Source organism: Streptosporangium sp. NPDC001559 (assembly GCF_042893955.1).
Taxonomy (GTDB): Bacteria; Actinomycetota; Actinomycetes; order Streptosporangiales; family Streptosporangiaceae; genus Streptosporangium.
The window spans coordinates 478,513-498,692 of the sequence record NZ_JBIAVG010000005.1 but is presented as its reverse complement, the minus strand read 5'-3'; the positions used below and the strand labels follow the sequence as shown (position 1 = coordinate 498,692).

The 20,180-nt window shown below is 70.7% G+C and carries 21 protein-coding genes; 5 read left to right on the top strand and 16 right to left on the bottom strand.

The window, feature by feature from the left end; all coding sequences use genetic code 11:
• Positions 1-166: 166 nt before the first annotated feature.
• From hemB to ACFYY8_RS15075, 5 genes are all read right to left on the bottom strand, one after another.
• Positions 167-1,153 carry a porphobilinogen synthase gene (gene hemB / locus ACFYY8_RS15095; RefSeq protein WP_390040968.1) on the bottom strand — a complete coding sequence of 329 codons (987 nt, stop codon included), beginning with the start codon at positions 1,151-1,153 and terminating at the stop codon, positions 167-169.
• Positions 1,154-1,294: 141 nt separating this feature from the next.
• Positions 1,295-2,875 carry a uroporphyrinogen-III synthase gene (locus tag ACFYY8_RS15090; protein WP_390040966.1) on the bottom strand — a complete coding sequence of 527 codons (1,581 nt, stop codon included), beginning with the start codon at positions 2,873-2,875 and terminating at the stop codon, positions 1,295-1,297.
• Positions 2,872-3,792, bottom strand: a complete 921-nt coding sequence (gene hemC, locus ACFYY8_RS15085; RefSeq protein ID WP_390040964.1) for a hydroxymethylbilane synthase — start codon at positions 3,790-3,792, stop codon at positions 2,872-2,874. Before hemC ends, ACFYY8_RS15090 begins: the two co-directional genes overlap by 4 nt.
• Positions 3,789-5,108, bottom strand: coding sequence for a glutamyl-tRNA reductase (locus ACFYY8_RS15080; RefSeq protein ID WP_390040962.1), 1,320 nt, complete (start codon positions 5,106-5,108; stop codon positions 3,789-3,791). The genes hemC and ACFYY8_RS15080 overlap by 4 nt, the downstream gene beginning before the upstream one ends.
• A gap of 70 nt (positions 5,109-5,178) precedes the next feature.
• Positions 5,179-5,886: a redox-sensing transcriptional repressor Rex gene (locus ACFYY8_RS15075; protein ID WP_390040960.1), complete on the bottom strand. Its 708-nt coding sequence runs from the start codon at positions 5,884-5,886 to the stop codon at positions 5,179-5,181.
• Positions 5,887-6,101: 215 nt separating this feature from the next.
• On the opposite strand from ACFYY8_RS15075, the gene ACFYY8_RS15070 reads away from it, so the two are divergent.
• Complete coding sequence (locus tag ACFYY8_RS15070) at positions 6,102-6,350, top strand: glutaredoxin family protein (RefSeq protein WP_184711971.1); 249 nt, start codon at positions 6,102-6,104, stop codon at positions 6,348-6,350.
• On the opposite strand, the gene ACFYY8_RS15065 is transcribed toward ACFYY8_RS15070, so the two are convergent.
• Positions 6,347-8,125, bottom strand: a complete 1,779-nt coding sequence (locus tag ACFYY8_RS15065; RefSeq protein WP_390040958.1) for a putative quinol monooxygenase — start codon at positions 8,123-8,125, stop codon at positions 6,347-6,349. The genes ACFYY8_RS15070 and ACFYY8_RS15065 overlap by 4 nt on opposite strands.
• A 203-nt stretch (positions 8,126-8,328) precedes the next feature.
• Here ACFYY8_RS15065 and ACFYY8_RS15060 point away from each other — a divergent pair, with 203 nt between their 5' ends.
• From ACFYY8_RS15060 to ACFYY8_RS15050, 3 genes are all read left to right on the top strand, one after another.
• The gene (locus tag ACFYY8_RS15060) at positions 8,329-8,973 is read left to right on the top strand and encodes a sigma-70 family RNA polymerase sigma factor (protein WP_352010945.1); all 645 of its coding nucleotides are present in this window, start codon (positions 8,329-8,331) and stop codon (positions 8,971-8,973) included.
• A gap of 154 nt (positions 8,974-9,127) precedes the next feature.
• Positions 9,128-9,766, top strand: coding sequence for a DUF5667 domain-containing protein (locus ACFYY8_RS15055; RefSeq protein WP_390040956.1), 639 nt, complete (start codon positions 9,128-9,130; stop codon positions 9,764-9,766).
• 97 nt (positions 9,767-9,863) lie between these two features.
• Entirely contained in the window at positions 9,864-10,730 is an 867-nt protein-coding gene (locus ACFYY8_RS15050) for an HAD family hydrolase (protein WP_390040954.1), read from the top strand.
• Between the two features lie 24 nt (positions 10,731-10,754).
• On the opposite strand, the gene ACFYY8_RS15045 is transcribed toward ACFYY8_RS15050, so the two are convergent.
• The 8 genes from ACFYY8_RS15045 to proC all read right to left on the bottom strand — a co-directional run bounded on the left by ACFYY8_RS15045 (position 10,755) and on the right by proC (position 17,856).
• Entirely contained in the window at positions 10,755-11,606 is an 852-nt protein-coding gene (locus tag ACFYY8_RS15045; protein WP_390040952.1) for a lysophospholipid acyltransferase family protein, read from the bottom strand.
• Positions 11,603-12,619, bottom strand: coding sequence for an NAD-dependent epimerase/dehydratase family protein (locus ACFYY8_RS15040; protein ID WP_390040950.1), 1,017 nt, complete (start codon positions 12,617-12,619; stop codon positions 11,603-11,605). The genes ACFYY8_RS15045 and ACFYY8_RS15040 overlap by 4 nt, the downstream gene beginning before the upstream one ends.
• A 23-nt stretch (positions 12,620-12,642) precedes the next feature.
• Positions 12,643-12,741, bottom strand: coding sequence for a 30S ribosomal protein bS22 (locus tag ACFYY8_RS15035; RefSeq protein ID WP_018654693.1), 99 nt, complete (start codon positions 12,739-12,741; stop codon positions 12,643-12,645).
• 295 nt (positions 12,742-13,036) lie between these two features.
• A complete protein-coding gene (locus tag ACFYY8_RS15030; RefSeq protein WP_012887307.1) occupies positions 13,037-13,240 on the bottom strand; it encodes a helix-turn-helix domain-containing protein in 204 nt (67 codons plus the stop codon).
• Between the two features lie 321 nt (positions 13,241-13,561).
• Complete coding sequence (locus ACFYY8_RS15025; protein ID WP_390040948.1) at positions 13,562-14,359, bottom strand: phosphatase; 798 nt, start codon at positions 14,357-14,359, stop codon at positions 13,562-13,564.
• Positions 14,360-14,403: 44 nt separating this feature from the next.
• Positions 14,404-15,567: an acetoin utilization protein AcuC gene (locus ACFYY8_RS15020; RefSeq protein WP_390040946.1), complete on the bottom strand. Its 1,164-nt coding sequence runs from the start codon at positions 15,565-15,567 to the stop codon at positions 14,404-14,406.
• A 164-nt stretch (positions 15,568-15,731) separates the two neighbouring features.
• Positions 15,732-16,982: an MFS transporter gene (locus ACFYY8_RS15015; protein WP_390040944.1), complete on the bottom strand. Its 1,251-nt coding sequence runs from the start codon at positions 16,980-16,982 to the stop codon at positions 15,732-15,734.
• 79 nt (positions 16,983-17,061) lie between these two features.
• A complete protein-coding gene (gene proC, locus ACFYY8_RS15010; protein WP_362778011.1) occupies positions 17,062-17,856 on the bottom strand; it encodes a pyrroline-5-carboxylate reductase in 795 nt (264 codons plus the stop codon).
• Between the two features lie 121 nt (positions 17,857-17,977).
• Between proC and ACFYY8_RS15005 the strand changes: the two genes are divergently transcribed.
• Positions 17,978-18,475: a hypothetical protein gene (locus ACFYY8_RS15005; RefSeq protein WP_390040942.1), complete on the top strand. Its 498-nt coding sequence runs from the start codon at positions 17,978-17,980 to the stop codon at positions 18,473-18,475.
• 7 nt (positions 18,476-18,482) lie between these two features.
• On the opposite strand, the gene ACFYY8_RS15000 is transcribed toward ACFYY8_RS15005, so the two are convergent.
• The gene (locus ACFYY8_RS15000) at positions 18,483-19,610 is read right to left on the bottom strand and encodes a CU044_5270 family protein (protein ID WP_390040940.1); all 1,128 of its coding nucleotides are present in this window, start codon (positions 19,608-19,610) and stop codon (positions 18,483-18,485) included.
• The gene (locus ACFYY8_RS14995; RefSeq protein WP_390040938.1) at positions 19,603-20,172 is read right to left on the bottom strand and encodes an RNA polymerase sigma factor; all 570 of its coding nucleotides are present in this window, start codon (positions 20,170-20,172) and stop codon (positions 19,603-19,605) included. The genes ACFYY8_RS15000 and ACFYY8_RS14995 overlap by 8 nt, the downstream gene beginning before the upstream one ends.
• Between the last annotated feature and the right edge of the window lie 8 nt (positions 20,173-20,180).

The window sequence follows — 20,180 nt, the reverse complement described above, 5'->3', positions numbered from 1 at the left end:
GTCAGAGACAACGTCAGAGACACTGCCGCGGGGCATGCGGTGGATGCGCGGGGAGGCGACCGGGTTGCCGGGCCTGTGAACCGTGAACCTCAACGCGACCTCCTCCCGGTGGGGTAGTCGCTGTTGGAATCCCCCGTTTTCAAGCGGGGGAGGATGTCAAACCAGGTCAGCCGAGCTTCCTGGCCACCTCGGTCGCCCAGTAGGTGAGGATCATGTCCGCCCCGGCCCTGCGGATCGCGATCAGGGACTCCATGATGGCGCGGTCCCGGTCGATCCAGCCGTTCGCCGCGGCGGCCTCGATCATGGAGTACTCGCCGCTGACCTGGTAGGCGGCCACCGGGACGTCCACCAGGTCGCGGATCTGGCGCAGGATGTCGAGGTAGGCGAGCGCGGGCTTGACCATGACGGCGTCGGCCCCCTCCTGGAGGTCGAGGCGCACCTCCCGCAGTGCCTCACCGACCGGGCCTGCGGGGTCCTGCTGGTAGGCGTTGCGGTCGCCGAACTGCGGCGCGCACTCGGCGGCCTCCCTGAAGGGGCCGTAGAACGCCGAGGCGTACTTGACGGAGTAACCCAGGATGGGGATCTCCTGGAAGCCGTCGGCGTCCAGCGCGGCGCGGATCGCGGCGACCTGGCCGTCCATCATGCCGCTGGGCGCGATGACCTGGGATCCGGCCCTGGCCTGGGCGACCGCGATGGCGCCGTAGCGCTCCAGGGTGGCGTCGTTGTCGACCTCCCCGCCGGGGGTCAGGATGCCGCAGTGACCGTGGTCGGTGAACTCGTCCAGGCAGGTGTCGGTCATCACGACCAGCGCGTCACCGACCTCGGCGACCAGGTCGGCGACCGCGCGCTGGACGATGCCCTCGGGGTCGTCGGCGGCCGAGCCCCTGGCGTCCTTGACCTCGGGCACGCCGAACAGGATCAGGCCGCCGACGCCCGCCTGCGCGGCCTCGTGGGCGGCCTTGAGCAGGGAGTCGCGGGTGTGCTGCAGGACGCCGGGCATGGAGGTCACGGGGCTGGGCTCGTCGATGCCCTCCTTGACGAACACCGGCAGCACCAGCTCCGCGGGATGTAGCCGGGTTCCCGCTGTCATCCGGCGCATCGCCGCCGTACGGCGGAGCCTGCGTGGGCGTGCGACAGGGAACTGGGCGGTCATGATGTCTCCCCCTCCTCCCGGCACACGGGCACCACGGAGGGTGAGAGGAGCCGGGGGACGTATTCGGTTTGTCCAACGTCTTCCCGGGTGCCGACGCGCCGACCTCCTGCCGCGCGGCACCCGTGCCTACCGTCCTCCAGGCTACTTGGCGCGGCGCCTGGCCCCTCGTCTGGTCTGGGAGGGCCTGCGGGGGACGTCTCCCGCGGCGACGGCCGCCTGGCGTTGCTTGGCGCCGTACTCCGCCAGTGCCGAGGCGAGGGCGGAGGCGGAGGGCTTGTCGGCCATGACGTCCACCCTGAGCCCGAACTCCTCGGCGGTCTTGGCGGTCTGCGGGCCGATCACGGCGATGACCGTGACGTTGTGCGGCTTGCCCGCGATGCCCACGAGGTTGCGCACGGTGCTCGACGAGGTGAACATCACCGCGTCGAAGCCGCCGCTCTTGATCGCCTCCCGGGTCGGCGCGGGCGGCGGCGCCGCCCTGACCGTCCGGTAGGCGGTGACGTCGTCGCACTCCCAGCCGAGTTCGGTCAGCCCGGCGACCAGGGTCTCGGTGGCGATGTCCGCGCGGGGCAGCAGGACCCGGTTGATCGGGTCGAGCATCGAGTCGTACGGCGGCCACTCGGCGACCAGTCCCTCGGACGACTGCTCGCCTGAGGGCATCAGGTCGGGCTTGACGCCGAAGCTCACCAGGGCCCGCGCGGTGGCCTCGCCGACGGCGGCGACCTTGAGCCCGGCGAAGGCCCTGGCGTCGAGGCCGTACTCCTCGAACTTCTCCCGTACGGCCTTGACGGCGTTGGCGCTGGTGAAGGCCACCCACTCGTAGCGGCCTGTGACCAGTCCCTTGATCGCCCGGTCCATCTGCTGCGGGGTGCGGGGCGGCTCGACGGAGATCGTGGGGACCTCCTCGGGCACCGCGCCGTAGGAGCGCAGCTGTTCGACGAGCCCGGCCGACTGTTCCTTGGTCCTGGGCACGAGCACCCGCCAGCCGAACAGCGGCTTGGTCTCGAACCACGACAGGCGTTCCCGCATGCCGACGGCCTCGCCGACCACGATCAGCGCGGGCTCGGTCATCCCGGCGTGCTTGAGGTCGGGCGCGATCCGGCCGAGGGTCGTCACCACGGTGTACTGCTCGGTGGTGGTTCCCGAGCCGCTGATCGCGACCTGTGTCGAGTCGGGACGGCCCGCGGTGATCAGCGCCTTGCCGATCGCGGCGGCCTGGGAGAGCCCGTTGTAGATCACCAGGGTGCCCGCACCGGTCGCGTGCGCCGACCAGTCGTCGACCTGGGTGGCGTCCACGACGCGGAACTCGGGCACGGAGACCGCGGCGGGAATGCCCGCGTAGGTGAGGACGGCGGTCGCCGCCGGCACGCCGGGGACGATCTCGAAGTCCACCTCGGCCTTGGCACAGGCCGCGACCTCGTCGGTGATCGCGGAGAAGAACATCGGGTCGCCCGCGCACAGGCGCACGACGTCACGGCCCGCCTTGGCGGCGTTGACGGCCCGTAGTGAGATGGCCTCCTCGTTCGCGGTGTCGACGACCTCGACGTTCTCCCGGCAGTGGCGCAGCAGCGTGCCGTACGGCTCCCGATCGAGCACGACGACGTCGGCCTTCGAGAGCAGGTCGGCGCCGCGAAGCGTGAGCAGGCCCTCATCGCCTGGTCCGGCGCCCACGAAGGCGACGAACCCGGCGGAGCGCTCGAAGGTGGTACTTCCGGAGCTCAATGTGCTCGCTCCCCTATCAACGTGCCTGCCCCTTCGGCGATCATCTCGGCCGCGAGGTCGCGACCGAGATCCATGGGCGCCGAAGAGGTCCCGGCGGCGGACTTGCGTACCGCTCTGCTGCCGTCCACGGCGACGACAGCGGCGGTCAGGAACAGATCGTGCCCACGCTCGGCGGAGTAGGCGCCGACCGGAGCCGAGCACCCCGCCTCAAGTGCGGCGAGCACCGCGCGTTCGGCGGTCACCGCGGCGCGTGTCGCGGCGTCGTCGAGCACACTCAGGAACTCGGCGAGGTCGGGGCGGTCGGCACGGCACTCGACGGCCAGCGCGCCCTGCCCGGGGGCCGGGAGCATCTCCTCGACCTCGAAGACCTGGGAGATCTCGGCCTCGCGTCCGAGACGGCCGAGTCCGGCGGCGGCCAGGACGATGCCCTGCAGCTCACCGGAGGTGACCTTGCCGATGCGGGTCTCCGCGTTGCCGCGGATCGGGACGTACTCCAGGTCGGGCCTGAGGACCCGCAGCTGGGAGACCCTGCGCGGGGAGCCGGTGCCGATCTTGGAGCCCGGCGGCAGGTCGGCCAGCTTGGCGGGGCCGACCAGCGCGTCCCTCGGGTCGTCGCGAGGCGGGATGGCGGCGATGACGATGCGCGGGTCCGGTGTGGTCGGCAGGTCCTTCAACGAGTGGACCGCGAAGTCGATCTCGCCCTCGATGAGCTTGTCGCGCAGCGCGCTGACGAAGACGCCGGTGCCGCCGAGCTGGGTGAGGTTGGCCTTGGTCACGTCGCCGAAGGTGGTGACGCCGACGAGTTCGACGGCGCGGCCGGTCAGCTCGGTGAGGCGGGCGGCGACCAGGCCGGACTGGGTCGTCGCCATCAGGCTGCGCCGGGTCCCCATCCTCAGTGGAGAAGCGGTGTCGCTCATCTGCCCACCTCCTTCTTGTTCGTCTCCGTTTCCACCGAATCGACCCGTCTCACCGCGTCGGGCACCTTCGGGTCAAGATTGAACAGCTCGCGCAGCGCCTCCGCATAATGATCGCCTGCCGGGGACTCGGCGAGCTGTTTGACACGCACGGTGGGCTCGTGGAGCAGCTTGTCGACCACGCGCCTGACCGTCTGCGCGACCTCGTCGCGGACCCGCCCGTCGAGGCCGGGCACCCGGGAGGCGAGTCGTCCGAGTTCGGCCTCGACCACGTCGGCCGCCTTGCTGCGCAGCGCGACCACGGTCGGGGTGACCCGCGCGGCGCGCTCGGCCGACAGGTAGGCGGCGACCTCGCGGGTGACGATCTCGCGTACGGCGGCGACCGCCTCGGCCCGTCCGCCGTCGTCGGTCTCGGTGATGTCGCCGTCCTGCATCGACTCCAGGTCGACGAGGGTGACGCCGGGCAGGCTCCGTACGGCCGGGTCGACGTCGTGGGGCAGGGCGAGGTCCAGCACGAACATTTGCCTGGCGGGGACCATGTCGACGGTGACCACCACGTCGGTCGCGCCGGTGCACGAGATCACCAGGTCGGCCTCGGCCAGTTCGGCCGTCAGGTCGTCGAACCGCGCGGCCCTGCCGCCGACCGTCTGCGCCAGCCGTACGGCGCGCTCGTGGGTGCGGTTGACGATCACGATGTCGGTGACGCCGGCCCGCTGGAGGGTCGCGGCCGACAGGGCGCTCATCGAGCCCGCGCCGACGACCAGGGCGCGCCTGCCCTGGATGGGGCCGAGGGCGCGTTCGGCGAGGGTGAGGCCGACGCCGACGAGGGAGGCGCCCGCCCGGTCGATACCGGTCTCGGTGTGGGAACGCTTGCCGACCCGCAGGGCCTGCTGGACCAGCTCGTTGAGCGTCGGGCCCACGGTGCCCTGCTCCTGGGCGAGCTTGAGCGCCGAGCGGATCTGGCCGAGGATCTGCCCCTCGCCGAGGACCATCGAGTCGAGCCCCGAGCCGACGGAGAACAGGTGTTCGACGGCCCGGTCCTCGTAGTGGACGTACAGGTGGCCGGCCAGCCGCTCCATGGGGACGCCGGAGTGGACGGAGAGCAGCTCGGAGATCGCGTTGACGGCCGCGTGGAAGCGGTCGACGGTGGCGTAGACCTCCACCCGGTTGCAGGTCGAGACGACCATGGCCTCGGCGACCCGGACGTCCTGTTGCACGTCGTGCAGCAGTTTGACCAGCGCGTCACCGGTGACGGAGACCTGTTCGAGCAGTGCGACGGGGGCGGTCCTGTGACTCAGACCGACGACGAGGACGCTCACCGGGCCTCCTCGGGTCGTGGTGAACCCGTGGTCTCCCCGCGGGAGACGTCGTGCCTTCGGGCTCTGTCGTTCACAAGTCCACCGCCTCGGGCCACTCCTCGGCCATCGCGGGCCCCCCAGTCATCCGATCCGTCTTACGTTGTTCGTGGAACGCGAGGATCTGCAGTTCAATGGATAGGTCGACTTTACGGATATCGACGCCTTCGGGTACAGCGAGTACGACCGGGGCGAAGTTCAGAATGCTCGTCACACCGGCGGCGATGACCCGGTCGGCCAGTTGCTGCGCCGCCGCGCCCGGGGTCGCGAGCACGACGATCGACACGGCTCGCCGCCTGATGACGGCCTCGAGCTCGTCGATGTGCTCGACGGTCAGTCCCGCGATGTGGTCACCAACCACCTCCGGGTCGGCGTCCAGGAGCGCCGCGACCCGGAACCCCCTGGAGACGAACCCTCCGTAGTTGGCGAGCGCGCGCCCGAGGTTACCCACCCCGACGATCGCGACCGCCCAGTCCTGGGTCAGACCCAGTTCACGGGAGATCTGGTAGATGAGGTACTCGACCTCGTACCCTACCCCGCGGGTGCCGTACGAGCCCAGATGTGAGAGATCCTTGCGAAGCTTGGCCGAGTTCACTCCGGCGGCGACGGCCAGGTCCTCCGAGCTCACGGTCGCCAGGCCCCGCTCGGCCATGCCGTTGAGCGCTCGCAGATAGAGCGGCAACCGGGCGACGGTCGCCTCGGGAATGCCACGTTCACGAGCTTGGGAAAGACGGCGAATCACGTGCCGGAGCTCCAGGGGGACAGGCGGCCGGCGCGGCCCGGACGCGACGGATGACGAGGTGAGGCCACTGTCTTTCAGGTTAGTCCCTTTGTGAACCGGTGCACAAAGTGGGTCTTCCCAGTGTCGGGCACGGAACGGGACGGCGAGAACTCCCAGGTTGCTCTCCTGTCCCCCACGTTCCTGGAGCGGCCGTGTCCTGGGCTAGCGTGACGGACATGGCACCGCAGGATCACCGCATCACGCTGTACGGCAAGCCCGGCTGTCACCTGTGTGACGACGCGCGGGCGGTGATAGGCCGCGTGGCGGCGGAACTGGGCGTTCCGTGGGAGGAGCGTGACATCACGCTCTCCGAGGAGGACCAGGCGAAGTACTGGGAGATGATCCCGGTCACACTGATCGACGGCGTCCAGCACGACTTCTGGCGGGTCGACGAGGGCCGCCTGCGCGCCGCGCTGGCTCGCTAGATCCTGAAGGCCGTGGGCAGCGGCATCACCTTGGCGGCGTTGACCGTGAGTTCGATCACGTTGGTCGCCAGCACCATGCTCTGCCGCTCGGCGACGAAGCGCTCGACGTGGGGCTGCCGCTGGTGCTCGGCGTAGGCCACCTCGTCGCGGTACAGCTCGTAGACGATGCGCTGCAACGGGGCCGACTTCACCGAGTGGCACGCGTAGATCAGCGTGTCCGGCTCGGCGCGTCGTACGGCCTCAAGCGTCTCCTCGGCCAGCCGGTCGAACCTCTCCCCGGTGCCGTCGAGGAGGGTGAACACGGTCAGCAGCCCGAAGATGGCCGGGGAGGGACGGCCTCCGCCGTCCGCCTGCTCGGGCCTGGCACCGGGATACACGGCACCGGTCTCCGGGGCGGCCATGGGCGGCTGGCCGTAGGCGCCGAAGGCGGGCACCCCCGGCTGGGGCTGTTCGGGCGCCTGGCCGTGCCTGGCGCCCCGTGAGAGGTCGGGGCCGCCGGGCGGGACGGGCGGGGCGCCGAAGGCCTGGTCCGCGGGCATGGGGGCGAGGCCGTTGTTGTGCCTGCCGCCGTACAGGGGGTCGGCGGCGAACTCGCCGGTGCCGGGGCCGACCGCGGGATCGACGGGTTTGGCGCGCCTGCCGCCGCCGCGCCTGCCGTACTCGTTGGTCTGGATGTCGTACTCGCCGGTGGCCGGGCCGCCGGAGGTCATGCCGAACTGGCCGTTCACCTGCGGCTGAGGGCCGTACGCGCCTCCCGGGGGCGGCGCCATGGCGGGCCCCCCAGGCGGCACCGCGGGTGGCGCCGCGTAGTCGCCGGCCATGAACATGCCCGTCGCGGGCCCGCCGAACTCGTTCCCCACGGGCGGCGCGTTCTGCGGGATCGGTGCCTGCCGTGTGTGCGCCGCGTAGTCGGCCTCCCGCTCTCCGGCCCGATATTCGGCCACCAGGTCACCGAGACCGGAATGACGCGTGGAGTCCTCGGGTACGGCCCGGCGCCCGGCGACCTGGACGTCCTGGAAGGGCGGCTGTTCCGGCGCGGCCCTGCGGCCCGCCGACCGCGTCGCGCGTCGCGCGTCCTCCACCGGTTCCTCCTCGTCCTCGTCCTCGTACGGCGCCAGCGGGCGCAGCACGACGTACCACACGGCGGCCCCGGCGACGGCGAGCAGGACGATGGTGAGCATCCCGGGGACCGTGAAACTGACCGCCCCGATCGTGGCCAGGCCCACGGGGCCGAGCACGAGCATGGCGTGCAGGTTGTCGGCGTCGTAGTCGTCGCCGTTGCGGCGCAGCACCGCGAGGATCAGGGCGCCCAGCAGGACGAGCGCGGCGCCCGCGTGAACCGCCCAGAGCAGGTAGGCCGGGAAGACGTCCCAGTGGCGGCTGCCCAGCGGCAGGCTGGTGGTGAACTCCCGTTCGAGGTCCACCCGGTCGGAGATCATGATGACCGTTCCGACAATGGTGAACGCCACGCCGAGAAGCCAGGAGGCGAACCTTCCCGCGGACCCGCGTCCAATGAGCTGAACCACTCCGACGGCCAGCCAGAGCGGGGCGAGCAATGATCCGGAAAGCTGGAAAACGCGGAATGTGGTCGCCCCAAATCCAATGAGACAGCCGGTTCCGATTACTGCGAGTGACACGCCCAACGTCGCCGTCGTGAGGCTCCAGGCGATCAGCCATCCCTTGCGCTCATCCCGGATACGGCTGATGAGAGCGACTGTGGCGATGATCGCGAGCAGCGCCCCGGCGAACGCGATGACAGCGACAAGGAGATTCATGGTGCCTCCAATGCTGCCGGACATTACCCGCTAACCGGTAGCCGAACTGATGACGGGCTGCTCGGACCGACGTAAAACCACCGGCGCCCTACCGTACCGAGCGATTACCGGCAGTCACGACATTGCCCAGTGGATTGTGGAATTTCAGGTTGTTTTCCTAGAGTGTTCGAGCACGCCGTGCCCCCTCCCCCAAGGGATACCGGATGCCAGACACGTGGCCGTTCGCCGGGCCCCTCCCCACGACCACCGGGGTGACCCAGCCTGCCCGCAGTAATGAGCTCGCCGCACGCGAGGACGCCTCGGAGGAACTCCGGAGGCTTGTTCTGCGTGCCAAGACAGGGGACACGGACGCCTTTGGCACGCTCTACGACCGCTACCTGGACCTGGTCTACCGGTACGTCTACTTCCGGGTCGGCTCCCATCCACTGGCCGAGGACCTCACCAGCGAGACCTTCCTGAGGGCCCTGCGCCGGATCGCCGACTTCACCTGGCAGGGCCGCGACTTCGGGGCCTGGCTGGTGACCATCGCCAGGAACCTGGTCGCCGACCACTTCAAGTCGGGCAGATACCGCCTTGAGGTCTCAACCGCCCAGGTGTTCGACGTGCCCCTCGACGGCCCGCACATCCCGGAGAACGCCGTCGTCACCGCGATGATCAACGATCGGGTGCTCAGCGCGGTACGCGCGCTCGGTCCCGAGCAGCAGGAGTGCGTGGTCCTGCGGTTCCTGCACGGCATGTCCCTGGCGGAGACCGCTCTCGTCATGGGCAAGAAGAGCGGGGCGATCAAGGCCCTGCAGTTCCGTGCCATCCGGGCGCTGGCTCGTACGCTGCCCTCGGATCTCGGCTGACCGTACCGATGGCAGGGGATCGCGTAACCTGGCACGCGGGGCTGTCGTTAGGCAAGTGCACAGACGGATCATGACCTGGGGGCGGCAGGGAGCGTTCATGGGTAAGTGGCTGCCCGGCATCTCACACAGATCGCGGACACACATCCAGGATCGCGTGTCCCGGCTCGGTGCCGACATGAGCGGCGACCCCCGGCCCGAGTTCCGCGCCGAACTGCGTGAACGCCTGATGAACGCCGCCGAGGAGGACCTGTCCCCCGAGCCCGTCGTCGCCGACGTCCCGGACGTCCCCCGGCGGGCGCGGCGCCGTACGGCGCTGGTGCCCCAGCTGGTGAGCCTGGCGTTGGCGGGCGCGCTGGTCGCGGGAGGCGTGGGGACCTACCGGTCGATGCCCGGTGACGCGCTCTACCCCCTCAAGCGCGCGGCGGAGAGCACGCTGTTCCACCTGAGCACCGACGACGCCGAGCGGGCCGACCGTTCCTTCGGCTACGCCGAGACGCGCGCCCACGAGGTCGAGGAGCTTCTCGGCGCGACCAAGCGGGAGAGCGGCCTGATCGACGAGACCCTCAAGGACATGGAGGACACCACCCGCTCCGCGGTCACCTCCCTCACCCGGGTCGAGCGCCGCAGCGGCAGGAGCACCGGGCAGCTCAAGCGTTTCGTCCAGAAGCAGCGCAACCAGATCGAGATCATGCTCCCCAAGATGAACGAGGAGGACCGCCGCAGGGCCAACGGCTACCTCGACTACATCGACGGCCTGACCCAGCCCGACTCGCGGCCCGTCACCAGGGACTGATCCACACCTGGACGTCACAGGGCGTCACGACGACTGTCACGGGGACTAGAGAGCGGCGCACGGGCGCGGTGCACGGGCGCGGTTAAGCTGAGGGGCTATGAGGCGGCTACTACGACGGCGGGACGAACCTCGGACGGCCGGAGAGGTGGCGGCCGCGGCGGCGGTGGCCATGCCGATGGCCGAGACCGACCCGTCCTCGGCCGCCTTCTTCGACGTCGACAACACGATGATGCGCGGCGCCTCCATCTACCACTTCGCCAGGGGGCTGGCCTCCCGTGGCCTGTTCACCACCAAGGACCTGCTCAGGTTCGCCCTCGGCCAGGTCATCTTCCGCGTCCGCGGCGACGAGAACCCCGACCACATCGCCAAGGCCAGGGAGACCGCGCTGGCGTTCGTCGCGGGCAGCAAGGTCGAGGAGATCGTCAGGCTCGGCGAGGAGATCTACGACGAGGTGATGGCCGACCGCATCTGGGCGGGCACCCGCGCCCTCGCCCAGAGCCACCTGGACGCCGGCAGACGGGTGTGGCTGGTCACCGCGACACCGGTCGAGCTGGCCCGGGTCATCGCCCAGCGCCTCGGCCTGACCGGTGCCCTGGGCACGGTCGCCGAGACCAGGGACGGCGTCTACACCGGGCGCCTGGTCGGCGACCTGCTCCACGGTCCCGCCAAGGCGGCGGCCGTACGGGCGCTGGCCCGCCGGGAGGGGCTCGACCTGGACCGCTGCTCCGCCTACAGCGACTCGGCCAACGACCTGCCGCTGCTCTCGCTCGTCGGTCACGCGACCGCGGTCAACCCGGACACCGAGCTGCGCGAGTACGCCAGGGAGAACGGCTGGGACATCAGGGACTTCCGTACCGGCCGTAAGGCGACCATGATCGGGCTGCCCATCGCTGCGGGCGCCGGGGCGGTCGCGGGCGGAGTCGCCGCGGCCGTCGCCCTGCGCCGTTTCTACCGTTCCAGGTGACCCGTTCCAGGTGGCCGGAAAGGGTCAGAGGAACGGCGGGAAGGCGTGTCCCCGCCGCAGGCGCAGCTCGTTCAGCTGCTGCTGGATGACCTCGCGGACCTGGTCGGTGAGGTTGAAGACCAGCATGGGGTCGTCGGCGTCCGAGGGGGCGAACTCGTCGGTCCTGATGGGCTCGCCGAAGCCGATCACCCACTTGGACGGCAGCGGCACCAGCCCGAGCGGGCCGAGCCAGGGGAAGAACGGCGTGATCGGCAGGTACGGCAGGCCGAACGCCCTGGCCAGGAAACGCAGGTCACCGATCTTGGGGTAGATCTCCTCGGCCCCCACGATCGCGCAGGGGATGATCGGCACCCCCGCCCTGATGGCCGAGGCGACGAACCCGCCACGGCCGAAGCGCTGCAGCCGGTAACGCTCGGAGAACGGCTTGCCCACGCCCTTGAACCCCTCGGGGAAGACCCCGACGAGCTCGCCCTTGCGCAGCAGGCGGTCGGCGTCCTCCGGGCAGGCCAGGGTGTGCCCGGTCTTGCGGGACAGGTGCCCGAGCACGGGAAGCTGGTAGACCAGGTCCGCGCCGAGCAGCCGTACGGCGCGGTGGCTCGGGTGGTCGTCGTGCAGCGCCACCTGGAGCATGAGCGCGTCGAGCGGGAGGGTGCCCGAGTGGTTGGCCACGACCAGGGCGCCGGAGTCGTCGGGGACGTTGTCCATCCCGACGGTCTGGACGCGGAACCAGTGCCGGTACAGCGGGCGGATGAGTTCGAGCAGCACCCGGTCGGTGAGCTCGGGGTCGAAGCCGAACTCGTCCACGTCGTACTGCCCGGCGACCCGGCGCCGCAGGAAGTCCAGCAGTCCCGCGACGCGGTCGTCCTTCTCGCTCACCGTCCGGCCACCGTCGGGAGAAGCCGGGAGGCCAGGCCCCGCGAACGGACGAAGTCCTCGAACGCGGCGGCGGTGGAGAACTTGGGCCGCCAGCCGAGTTCCGCGGCGAGCCTGCTGGTGTCGACCACGCGTCCGTAACGCATCAGGCGTACCTGCTCGGCGGAGTAGCCGGTCAGCCCCGTGCCCTTGACCAGGTCGCCCATGAGGTCTCCCATGAGCCGGAAGGCCGGTGAGGGCAGAGGGATCGTCGGCAGGCCCGCCCTGCGGGCGCACTGGGACAGCAGCAGCACACCGTCCCCGGCCACGTTGAACGTTCCGGGGTGGTCCTCGGTGGCCATCCGCCTGAGCACCTCGACGGCGTCGTCCTCGTGGACGAACTGCAGCCGGGGGTCGAAGCCGAGCACGGTCGGCAGGACCGGCTGGGTGAGGTAACGCGTCAGGGGCGAGTCGATGCCCGGTCCCATGAAGTTGGCGAACCTGAGTGTCGAGACGACCACGTCCGCGCGTCGCCTGGCGAAGCCGCGGACGTAGCCCTCGACCTCTGAGGCGTCCTTGGCGTAGCCATGGCCCGGGTGTTCGCCGGGATCACTGTCCTCGGCGAAGACCGCCGGGTCGTGCGGGGAGGAACCGTACACCGCCGTGGTCGAGCGGATCACGACACGGCGGACCGTCGCGGACCGCTGACAGGCACCGAGCAGTTGCATGGTGCCGATGACGTTGTGCTCTTTCATGAGGGCCCTGCCACCGCTCCGCGGGGGAGCGCTGACCAGGCTCATGTGGACCACAGTGTCGATGTCGGCGGCCGCGATCACCTGGGCGATGTCGGGGCTGCGCAGATCGACACGGACGAACTCCGTCCGGCCGGGAGGTACGCCGCCATCACGTGAGAGCGAGGGCGGCGGCACCGTGTCCACTCCGATGACCCGGTCGATGGCCGGGTCAGCCGCGAGAACGCTCGCCACTCGGGCGCCGATGTGGCGCGAGACCCCGGTGACAAGCACGGTATGGGTCATCGGCGCCTCGCAGATCCGCGTCGCTACTTCTTGTTACGCCGCTGGATGCGGGTCTTCTTGAGCAGCTTACGGTGCTTCTTCTTCGCCATGCGCTTACGGCGCTTCTTGATCACAGAGCCCACGGGACCCCCAGGTAGCTGGTAGCCGAGTTTGTCAGACCGGTGCGCGCGAGCACACCGGCTCAACAGACTACCGGCGATCCGTGGTAGATCGCCCCCTGGGGGGAGCCCGGGTACCGGAACTCACGGCGTGACACGCACGCCGCTACCCCACCGTCGTCTTGTCGAAGGCCGGGTTCCCGTCACCGGATCTCACCCGGGACCGGAACCCGTCGGCCGTTCGCCCGTCTTCGCTCGCCCGGTGGCCGGGTCACCCAGGACCCCGGCCGCCGGGCTCACCCGTCGGGCTCGCACCGCTTCAACCAGCCTCGATGTAGGCGTCCCTGAGATAGTCGTGGACCGCCTGCTCCGGCACTCTGAAGGATCGGCCGACCCGGATGGCCGGCAGCTCGCCCGAATGCACGAGTCGGTACACCGTCATCTTGGACACCCTCATGACAGTGGCCACTTCGGCCACGGTCAGGAACTTCACCTCACTGAGAGGTCTTTCGCCTGCACCCATCGGACGCCTCTTCCGCACGTGTTTCCGGGTTATCCCCACTGGTGCCATTGCTCACGCACGTGTACTGCCGTCAGCGTAAGACGGGACTCCGAGTGTGCAAACCCCCTACTGTCTCAGTCTTCGCAGTCCCACGTCAGCGAAACGGAAGAAAACGCTGGCCAGCAGCCGGAACCCACCTCTCCCCCTGGGCTTGGAACGGACCAACTGTCTCTTCTCAGAGTCGCCCACAACGGTCAAAAATTTGGCAAACGGGTGGCGAGGCAGATGGAATGCAGGCGCGAAAAGCACGTAAGGGTCAGGCCGATTCGTGCAACGTCCGTCTCAGAGAGCCCGTACGACTCTCTCGATCAGATGATCCGTAAGCGGAGCGTAATACCTCGGTAGCACGTTGTCGTCAAGGGGTACGGTGACCGCGATCTTCCCCTCGGCCTCGCCGACGAAGAGGGCGGGGTCGTTGCTGTCGGCGAAACCGACCGTGAGGACGCCCGCCTCCCCGGCCGCCCCGGCCCAGCCGTGGTCGGCGATCACCAGGTCTGGACGCCCGTCGCCGAGTTCGGCGAGCATGGCCTCCATGGGGGCCGCGTCGTGGGTGTGCGCGAGGCTGCCCCGGTCCGCGACCATGGCGACGCCGCCCAGATAGCGGATCTCGTGCTTGCGGCCCGAGGAGGGGCTGCGGTGGGACCAGCCCTCTGCCGGGTCGAGCAGCGTCGCGCCATGCCTGCTGAGCAGCCCGGCCAGCACCAGGTGCACGGCCAGCAGCCCGGTCGGGTGGCCGGTGGCGATCAGCACCCTCGGCGAGCCGACGCGCAGCGCCCCGGCGATCGTGTCTCCCATCGCCTCGACGGCGTCGATCGTCAGGTCGGGGTCGATGGTGTCCTGGCCGCCGCGGTGGTCGGGGTCGGCCACGACCCCGGCGGACTTGGCCATCAGTTCGAGGACGTCCCGCTCGTCCCAGCGGCCCTCCGGCCTCAGCCCGAACAGGTGGCGCGGCTCCCGCTCGGCCAGTGCCCGGTAGTGGTCGAGGTTGTTCTCCCTGCTGGTGGCCACGTCCCCGGCGATGCGGGTGCGGACCAGGTGCGCGCGGAGGTTCTCACGCGGCATCGGCCGCCGGTCGCTCATCCGTCCTTCCCCTCCTGTCTCGGCGTGTTCTCCCACCGTCACGGTCATGGGAGGGGGTCCAGTCCGTGGAAGGGGAAGACGGCCTTCCTTGTCGCCATGATGGCTCTGTCGATCGGGTCTGCTGGGTCATAACCAGCAGAAAAATCCCGAAATTCCGGGTTTCTGCCGTCGGTCAGCGTGAGCGGCGCCGTCTCCCCCGTCCGCTCGGCGACGAACCGCCGCCAGCCGGGAGGCGTCTCGGTCTCCGGGTCGAGCGGATGGCCGGAGACCTCGGCGATCAGGTGGGTCCACGCCCTGGGCACCACCCGGACCAGTTCGTACCCCCCGCCGCCGGTGACGACCCAGCGCCCTCCCGCGGTCTCGTGCGCCAGCTCGTGCAGGGCGGCGTAGGCGGCGCGCTGGCCGTCCAGGCTGAGCATGAGGTGGGCCAGCGGGTCCAGCGCGTGGCTGTCGCAGCCGTGCTGGGTGACCAGGACCTCGGGGGCGAACTCCCGCAGCAGCGGCGGCACGACCGCGCCGAAGGCCCTCAGCCAGCCGATGTCCCCGCATCCGGCGGGCAGCGCGACGTTGACCGCCGTCCCCTCCGCCCCGCGCTCGTCGGGGAAGCCCGTCCCGGGGAAGAGCGTGCGGGGGCTCTCGTGCAGGCTGATCGTCAGGACCCTGGGGTCGTCGTGGAAGGCGGCCTGGACCCCGTCTCCGTGGTGCACGTCCACGTCGACGTAGGCCACCCGGGTCGCGCCCTGGGCCAGCAGCCAGGCGATCGCCACCGCCGGGTCGTTGTAGACGCAGAACCCGCTCGCCGCGTCGGGCATCGCGTGGTGCAGCCCGCCGGCGACGTTGACCGCGTGCTCGGCCTCGCCGTGCCACACGGCGCGGGCCGCGGCGAGGGTGGCGCCGGTGATCAGCGCGGAGGCCTCGTGCATCCCGGCGAAGGCCGGGGTGTCCTCGGTGCCGATCCCGTGGGCCCGGTCCGGCCGCCCCGTGGCGGAGGCCCGCCTGACGGCCTCGATGTAGCCGCGCCCGTGGACCATCGCCAGCTCGTCGTCGGTCGCGGCCACGCAGCCTGCCACCTCGACGGCGTCGAGCACTCCCAGCTCCCTGGCCAGCGCCATGGTCAGCTCGACCCGCACGGGCGCGAGCGGATGCCCCGGCCCGAAGTCGTATCCGGTGAGCGCGTCGTCCCAGACGACCCTCACGGACCGGCTCATGCGCCCTCCCTGTTCGACCGCGACGCGAGAAACGGGCGCTCCGGTACGGCTCCGCCCCCGGATCTCCCCACCCCGGCCGACGTTACCGCACGTGCAGACGCACAGACCCATCCGGCCTCCGGCGGCCCCTCAGGCGGCCTCCCGGACAGGCACCGCCCCGGGACTCAGGCAGGCACGACCTCGGCGACCCTGCGCAGTCTCCTGACCGCGGGCACCAGCAGCAGGCAGACGCAGCCGCACACCGCGACCACCGCGGAGACGGCCAGTGTCTCCCGCGCGCCGAACACCCCGGCGAGAGGCCCGGCGAGCACCTGCCCGACCGGTACGGCGAGCGTCGAACCGCCGACCTCGTAGGCGGTGACCCGGTTGAGCGCCTCCGGCGGCACCTGCGTCTGGATGCTCGTGGCCCACATGACCGACCAGAACGCCCACCCGACACCGCCGACCACGTGCCCGGCCATCAGGACCCCCAGCGGTGCCCCGATCGCGATCGTCAGCGGTTCGAGCGCGAAGCCGAACATGCCGATCGCCCCGGCCATCAGCGGGCGGGCGGGACGTACCCGCATCGCGAGCAGGCCGCCCAGGATCGTGCCCGCGCCCGAGGCCGACATGACCAGCCCGTACGCCTGGTCCCCCAGCCTACCGCCGACCAGCACCGAGCCCAGCGGGATCAGCGGGCCGAACAGGGTGGCGCCGAAGATGATCCAGACCAGGATCACCGACCACATCCAGGTCCTGGACCGGAACTCCAGCCAGCCTCCGCGCAGGTTGCGCCACATCGACTCCTCGACGACGACCGGGGAGCCCGGGGGCAGGCGCAGCAGGAGCAGGCAGACGGCGCTGATCGCGAACCCCACGGCGTCGAGCGCGAAGACCACCCCGACGTTGACGAAGCCCGCCACGGCCCCGGCGACCCCCGGCCCGACCAGCATCATGATCGACTCGGAGACGCGCAGGGTGGCGTTGGCCCGCTGCACGTCCCTGGCCACCCTGGGGATCGTGCTGGCGACGCCCGGCTGGTACATGGCGGCCGCGGCGCCGTTGATCGCCGAGATGACCAGCACCTGCCACAGCCCGGGCGTGCCGAAGACGAACAGTGCGGCCAGCAGCGCCTGGGTCGCGACCCTGACGACGTCCGCGCCGATCATCATGCGGCGCGGGGTGAACCTGTCGGCGAACACCCCGCCGAACAGGATCAGCAACGCGACCGGCGCCATCCAGGCGGCCAGTGCCAGCCCGACGCCGGTCGGGCCGTACCCCAGGCCGCCGACGCCGAGCGCGGTCGCGATCGGCACCATCGCGCTGCCGAGCATGGAGACCGAACGGGCGGTGAAGAAGAGGCCGAAACCCCGCGACCAGACCGCGGGTCTCTCCTGTTCCTCCTGGCCGACGGCTCGTGCGGCTTGCCCGCCCATCACATCACTCCCCGAGACTTCCGTGGAGATGATGCCGCTTATCACAAGAAAAGGAAACTTTACTGACTAATAGGGGATATCACCCACCGGCGAGCTGACGGCTTCGGTCCCTGGCGGCCTCGATGGCGGCCAGGAAGGCCGCGCGGACGCTGTGGCGCTCCAGCTCGGCGATGGCCGCGATGGTCGTGCCGCCCGGCGAGGTGACCGCCTCGCGGAGGATCACCGGGTGCTCGCCGGAGTCACGGAGCATGATGGCCGCGCCGACGATCGACTGGGTGACCATGTCGAGGGCGGCGGAGCGGGGCATGCCGAGCAGGATGCCCGCGTCGACCATGGCCTCGACGAGATAGAAGAAGTAGGCCGGGCCGCTGCCGGACAGCGCGGTCGCGGCGTCCTGCTGGGACTCGGGGATGCGCAGCACCTTGCCGACCGGCCGCAGCAGGTCCTCGGTCAGCCGCAGGTGCTCCTCCGCGGCGTGGGCGCCCGCGGAGATCACGCTCATCGCCTCGTCGACCAGCACCGGGGTGTTCGACATGACCCGCACGACCGGGACGTCGCCGGCCAGCCTCGACTCCACGAACGAGGTCGTGATGCCCGCCGCCGCCGAGATCACCAGCCGGTCCGCGGAGACGTGCGGGGCGATCTCGGTCAGCAGGGAGCCCATGTCCTGCGGCTTGACCGCGAGGATGATCGTCTCGGCGCTCTCCGCGGCCTCGGCGTTGGTCACGATGCGCACGCCGTACCGCTTGCCGAGGTCGGCGGCCCGCTCCGGGCGCCGCGCCGTCGCCAGCACCTCGTCCGGCTCGAACCCGGCCCGCAGCAGGCCCGACAGCAGGGCCTCGCCCATCTTCCCGGTTCCCAGAATCGCGATCACGTCAACGCACCTTGCATGAGGAGAAGCGGATGACCAGCCTAAGGGCAGCCCTGACGAGCCACGACGCGGGTGGTTGAACCGTACGGGGCCCTGATCCGTTGACAGGGTTATGCGTAGGATCGTGATTCCCGTCCTGGCCGGAGGCCTGCTGCTGACGGCGGCCTGCGGCACCCAGAGCGTCCAGAACGGCGCCGCCGTCTCCGAGGCTCCCGCGGGCGCCGCGGGCGGCGCCGTCCCCTCCCTCTCGGTGGGCCACACCGTCGCCCCCCGGGTCGAACCGACCGAGAAGGGCGCCCCCAAGCCGGTCAAGCCGGAAGGCCACGCCATCGGCCCGCGCAAGGTGGCCTGGCTGTCCGCCAAGCCGTCGAAGGACGGCCGGAGCCTGCGGGTCGTCTGGTGGTCCGGGGTGGAGCCCTGCCAGGTGCTCGACCGGGTGACCGTCAAACAGACCTCCAAGCGGGTGACCGTCACCCTCTGGGAGGGCCAGAGCGGAAAGATCCAGAACCCGGTCTGCATCGACATCGCCATCAAGAAGGTGACGACCGTCAAGCTCAAGGCCCCCCTCGGGCACCGCAAGGTCGTGGACGGCGCCAAGCCCGCCCCCAAGCCCAAGAACTGACCCCCCGTCAGGGAACGTTCGTCACCCGCCCGCACCCGCCGGGCCGGGCGGGCCGCTCGTCGGTCCAGCCCTGCTCGGTGTAGGCCGTGTAGTCGAGCACCGTGCCCCGGGGCAGCCCGCCACGGTTCGTCGTCGCGGTGCTCCTGTCCCCGGCCAGCTCCCCCGTCCGGGGGTCGACCATGATCTGGTAGTCGGTGGGGATCCTGACCTCGGACGGCCGGTCGGCGTTGATCCGCACCGCCACCTCGGTACGGCCGAGCGCGTCGACGACCTTCCCGACGACCTCCGTGCCGGGACGGCCCGCGAGGATCCTCAGCGCCGCGGCCCGCAGGGCGGGAGGGCTCGGCAGGTCCAGCAGCGAGACCGCGGCGAGGCTCAGATACTCCTCCTCCCCCGCGTCCTTCGGCACCTCCCTCCTCGCCGCCCTTCCGGAAACGGGGGGCGCATGGCGCGGGCGGGTCCGCAGGGTCCTCAGCCGTTCGAGCAGCGCCGCCGGTTCCGTCGGCAGCGCCTGCAGTTCGGCGAAGGTCAGCTCGGCCGCCCTGCGGTCATACAGGATCCTCCCGGACCCGGTGTTCCAGGAGTATCCGCACATGTTCGACGTATCACCCAGCGTGTAGTCGTACTTCTCGGCCGGGTTCCACGGCTTGCGCGCCTTTCCACGCGGCAGGACCAGGGAGCGTTTCGGCTGCGCCTCGGAGATGACGAGGGTGGAATCACCGGGCTTCCGCGGCGCCCAGAGCACGACGTCGTAGGTGTTGATCACGACGCCGCTGGAGACGGCGTCCACCGGGAGGAGTGACCCGACGACGGAACGGCGCCGCCAGTAGGCGCCCGTCCCCACGGGGGCCTTCTCCACCTTGTCCGCGAGGTCCAGGAGGACCTGCCCTCCCTTCGCCGGGACCACCACGGTCGGCGGTACGGCGTCGCCCAGGCCGGACACGACGACCGTGACCGCCACGGCGACCGCGACGGTCGCGGTGGCCACCCCGGCGACCGGTGTCCATCGCCGCGCCCCGGCCCTGGCCGTACGGGTGCCGGGGGCCTTCAGGCGCGCCCTGGCCCGGGCCACGACCTCGGGCGTGGGCGGCGGCGCGTCGGGCAGGTGGGACGCCAGCAGGGTGATCTCATCCATCGTGGGCCTCCTCCAGCGGGTTGACGCCGCCCAGTGCCTTGCGTAGCTGTTTACGGGCCCGGTTCAGCCGGGAGGCCACGGTTCCGTAGGGGATGCCGAGCGCCTCGGCCACCTCGGCGTGCGCCAGGCCGCCGAGCGCCAGGAGCAGCACCACGTCGCGGTCCCGCTTGGCCAGACCGGCGAGCGCCCCCGCGAGCCTGCCCGTCACCCGCTCCGCGGTGACCCTCGCCGTCACCGCGTCCTCGTGTCCCTCGTGCGCCCGGCCCCACGGGGCGCCGGTACGGCTGAGCGCCCTCCAACGGCGCACCTCCTGGCGCCGGTGCCTGGCGACGAGGTTGGTGGCGATGCCGTACAGCCACGGTCTGACGGCGCCCCTGGCCGCGTCGAAGCGGTGACGGTCGCGGAAGGCGATCAGGAAGGTGTCCGCCGCGAGATCGTCGGCGACGTCGGTGTCCAGGCGTCTGGCGACATAGCGGTGGATCTCGGCGAAGTGGGCGTCGAAGACCCGGTCGAAGGCCTCCCCGATCCCCTCCGCCAGGTCCACATCGGAGGGGTCGATCATGTCGGGGC

Bases quoted from the DNA above. Each gene is read 5' to 3' on its own strand.
- hemB (WP_390040968.1), bottom strand. From the start codon at position 1,153: ATGACCGCCCAGTTCCCTGTCGCACGCCCACGCAGGCTCCGCCGTACG.
- hemC (WP_390040964.1), bottom strand. From the start codon at position 3,792: ATGAGCGACACCGCTTCTCCACTGAGGATGGGGACCCGGCGCAGCCTG.
- ACFYY8_RS15070 (WP_184711971.1), top strand. From the start codon at position 6,102: ATGGCACCGCAGGATCACCGCATCACGCTGTACGGCAAGCCCGGCTGT.
- ACFYY8_RS15065 (WP_390040958.1), bottom strand. From the start codon at position 8,125: ATGAATCTCCTTGTCGCTGTCATCGCGTTCGCCGGGGCGCTGCTCGCG.
- ACFYY8_RS15060 (WP_352010945.1), top strand. From the start codon at position 8,329: ATGCCAGACACGTGGCCGTTCGCCGGGCCCCTCCCCACGACCACCGGG.
- ACFYY8_RS15050 (WP_390040954.1), top strand. From the start codon at position 9,864: ATGAGGCGGCTACTACGACGGCGGGACGAACCTCGGACGGCCGGAGAG.
- ACFYY8_RS15040 (WP_390040950.1), bottom strand. From the start codon at position 12,619: ATGACCCATACCGTGCTTGTCACCGGGGTCTCGCGCCACATCGGCGCC.
- ACFYY8_RS15030 (WP_012887307.1), bottom strand. From the start codon at position 13,240: ATGGGTGCAGGCGAAAGACCTCTCAGTGAGGTGAAGTTCCTGACCGTG.
- ACFYY8_RS15025 (WP_390040948.1), bottom strand. From the start codon at position 14,359: ATGAGCGACCGGCGGCCGATGCCGCGTGAGAACCTCCGCGCGCACCTG.
- ACFYY8_RS15020 (WP_390040946.1), bottom strand. From the start codon at position 15,567: ATGAGCCGGTCCGTGAGGGTCGTCTGGGACGACGCGCTCACCGGATAC.
- ACFYY8_RS15015 (WP_390040944.1), bottom strand. From the start codon at position 16,982: ATGGGCGGGCAAGCCGCACGAGCCGTCGGCCAGGAGGAACAGGAGAGA.
- ACFYY8_RS15000 (WP_390040940.1), bottom strand. From the start codon at position 19,610: ATGGATGAGATCACCCTGCTGGCGTCCCACCTGCCCGACGCGCCGCCG.
- ACFYY8_RS14995 (WP_390040938.1), bottom strand. From the start codon at position 20,172: ATGATCGACCCCTCCGATGTGGACCTGGCGGAGGGGATCGGGGAGGCC.